The sequence below is a fragment of the Polymorphospora sp. NPDC051019 genome (assembly GCF_040683055.1).
GTDB classification, from domain to species: Bacteria; Actinomycetota; Actinomycetes; order Mycobacteriales; family Micromonosporaceae; genus Polymorphospora; species Polymorphospora lycopeni.
The window spans coordinates 1-2579 of record NZ_JBFBCH010000049.1; the positions used below are offsets into that span (position 1 = coordinate 1).

General features: G+C 69.9%; 3 protein-coding genes. 2 read left to right on the top strand and 1 reads right to left on the bottom strand.

Features of this window, described 5'->3' with window-relative positions; genetic code table 11:
• Positions 1-7: 7 nt before the first annotated feature.
• Complete coding sequence (locus AB0M79_RS36275; RefSeq protein WP_364223350.1) at positions 8-634, bottom strand: TetR family transcriptional regulator C-terminal domain-containing protein; 627 nt, start codon at positions 632-634, stop codon at positions 8-10.
• Between the two features lie 70 nt (positions 635-704).
• Between AB0M79_RS36275 and AB0M79_RS36280 the strand changes: the two genes are divergently transcribed.
• Positions 705-2162: a serine hydrolase domain-containing protein gene (locus AB0M79_RS36280; protein WP_364223353.1), complete on the top strand. Its 1458-nt coding sequence runs from the start codon at positions 705-707 to the stop codon at positions 2160-2162.
• Between the two features lie 242 nt (positions 2163-2404).
• Positions 2405-2575, top strand: coding sequence for a hypothetical protein (locus AB0M79_RS36285; protein WP_357536415.1), 171 nt, complete (start codon positions 2405-2407; stop codon positions 2573-2575).
• The last annotated feature ends 4 nt before the right edge of the window (positions 2576-2579 follow it).

Consider the following 2579-nt stretch of genomic DNA (forward strand, 5'->3'; position numbering starts at 1 on the left):
ACGCCGGTCACGCCGACCGGTCGCACGGCCCCGGCAGGAGCCGGGCCAACTCGGCGGCGACCATCGCGTGCGCGGCGCGGGCCGACAGCGGTCGCTGCCCGGTGTGGCAGTGCAGGACCAGACCGTCGACGAAGGCGAGCAACCTCGCCGCCTCCATCTCGTAGCCGACGGGTTCCGGAAGCTCCCCGCACGCCAGCGCGTTACGCAGCGCCTGCTCGATCTGCGCGCGCAGGTTGGCGTTGCTCGACCGCAGCACGTCGGCAAGGGCCGGATTGCTGAACGAGCGTGCCGTGAACGCCAGTGTCACCCAGCCTTCGCTGCGCCGGGCCGGGTCGAGCGGCATCAGTTCGGCGACCCCGTCGAGCAGCATCCGTTCGATCCGGGCGCCGGCGCGCTCGGATCGTTGCCGGCGGGCCGCGACTCTGGCCTCGATGCGGTTGCGGATCCGGCGGAACGACTCCAGGAGCATCTCGTCTTTGCTGGCGAAGTAGTGCTGGACCAGGCCGACAGAGATCCCCGCCTCTTCGGCGGTGCGGGCAACCGTGACGCTGTCGAGACTCTCGGCGGCGATCAGCCGCTCGACGGCATCGGCGATCTGGCCGCGACGCTCTGCATGATCCACGATCCGGGGCACGGTTGAATCATACAGCCATACGGTATAACGTCCCCGTAAACCGTACGGCAATATGGTGATGGAGTCTCCGATGCGCCCCTCGTCACTCCGGTCGGCCGCCGTCGTCGCCCTGTCCGTCACCGTTCTGTCCGTCACCGCGCTGGTCACCCCGCCCGCCGCCGCGGCTCCGACCGACACCGTCCACGACTACCTGCAACGGCACCGTGAATCGGTCGGCTCACCCGGACTCGCCTACGCGGTCGTACGGGACGACAGCGTCGTCGCCCAGGGCACCTTCGGCACCGACGGCGACGGCGCACCCGTGACACCCCGCACCGCGTTCCTGCTCGGCTCGGTCGCCAAACCGTTCGCCGGCCTCGCCGTCGCCCAACTCGTCGAGGCCGGCCGGCTCGACGTCGACGCCCCGGTCGTCGACACGCTTCCGTGGTTCCGCCTGGCCGACAGGGAGGTCAGCGACCGGATCACGACCGAACACCTGCTGACCCACACCAGCGGCATCAGCGCACCGGACGGGGTGCGGTTCGCCGACCGCTTCGACAACGCCGACGGTGCCGTCGAACGCGCCGCGCGTGCCCTCGCCGACGCCGAACCCGCCGGCCCACCCGGCGGCGCCTTCCGTTACAGCTCCGCGAACTACATGGTGCTCGGCGCGCTCGTCGAGAAGATCTCCGGATCGTCGTACGCGGACTATCTGCGCCAGCACGTCCTGGAACCGCTGCGGATGCGGGATGCCGTCGTCGACGAGGCCACCGCACGCCAACACATCCCACCCGGTCACCGGCTGACCTTCGACCGGGCGTGGAGGTTCGACACCGAATACGACGAATCCGGCGTCCCGTACGGATATCTCGGCGGCAGCCTCACCGACCTGACGAACTTCGCGATCGCCCAGTTGAACGGCGGAACCTTCGCCGGCACCGAGGTGCTGTCGGCCGAGGCGACGGCCCGTACCCACGAGGGCAGGGTGGAGACGTCCAGCGGTTCGTACGGCTACGGATGGCGCACCCGCGACCTCGACGGCGTCCGGACCGTGCACCACTCCGGCGCCACCGCCGGATACATGAGTTCACTCGTCCTCGTACCCGAACAGGACCTTGCCGTCATCGTCCTACACAACGCGCACGGCATGGCCCGCGACGTCCAGCAGTACGAGGCCGCCTTCAACGTCGTACGCCTGCTCCAGGGTGGGACGCCACACGACGTCGGCGCAGACCCCCTGCTCGCGTACGGGCCGTGGGTCCTGCTCGGACTGGCCGCCGTCGTCGTCGCGCTGCTGGTGCGTACCGCACTGCGAAGGGGCCCGAGGTCCGTACTGCGGACCTCCATCTGGTGCGGTGCGGCGCTGCTGTCGGCGTTCGCGGCCGGCTGGATACTGCCCCGGCAGTTCGGCGCCGGCCTGCGCGAGGTCATGCTGTGGGCACCCGACATGGCGATCGGCATCATCGCCGTTCTCGGCGCCTGTGCGCTGACCCTCGGTACGCACCTGACACTGTGGCTGAGACACGTCCGCACCGGTCATCCCTCGTGAGTAGGCGGGATCGGGCCACCTGCGCGGTTCAGCAGACCGGGGTCCCGACCTGGCCACGGCGACGGTTGGCGGACAGGCCGAGCGCGGCGATGAGCGTACCGGGGACGACCGGCCGTCGCGAATGGTTCGGGCGCCACCGGCCGCGTCATCCCCGTCGGGCGACCAGGATGTTGATTCCGTGTGGAGTGGGGATACCAGCTGTCGGGGCCGGTTCCAGGCCCGCCCGGACCGAAGGGGGGCACATGACAGCGCCGGAGGAAAGCCAGGAGAAGGACCCGAAGACCGATGATGTGCTCTTCTCTCCGGACGGCGACCCGCACCACAAACTGGCGCAGGCGCCGCAACCGGACGAGCACCTGCCGGTCACCTACACGCACGACGGGGAGACCGAGATCGTGAGTGGCGAGCAATGAGGGC

Excerpts from the sequence above, each read along its gene's own strand:
- AB0M79_RS36285 (WP_357536415.1), top strand. The coding sequence starts at position 2,405 with ATGACAGCGCCGGAGGAAAGCCAGGAGAAGGACCCGAAGACCGATGAT.
- AB0M79_RS36280 (WP_364223353.1), top strand. The coding sequence starts at position 705 with ATGCGCCCCTCGTCACTCCGGTCGGCCGCCGTCGTCGCCCTGTCCGTC.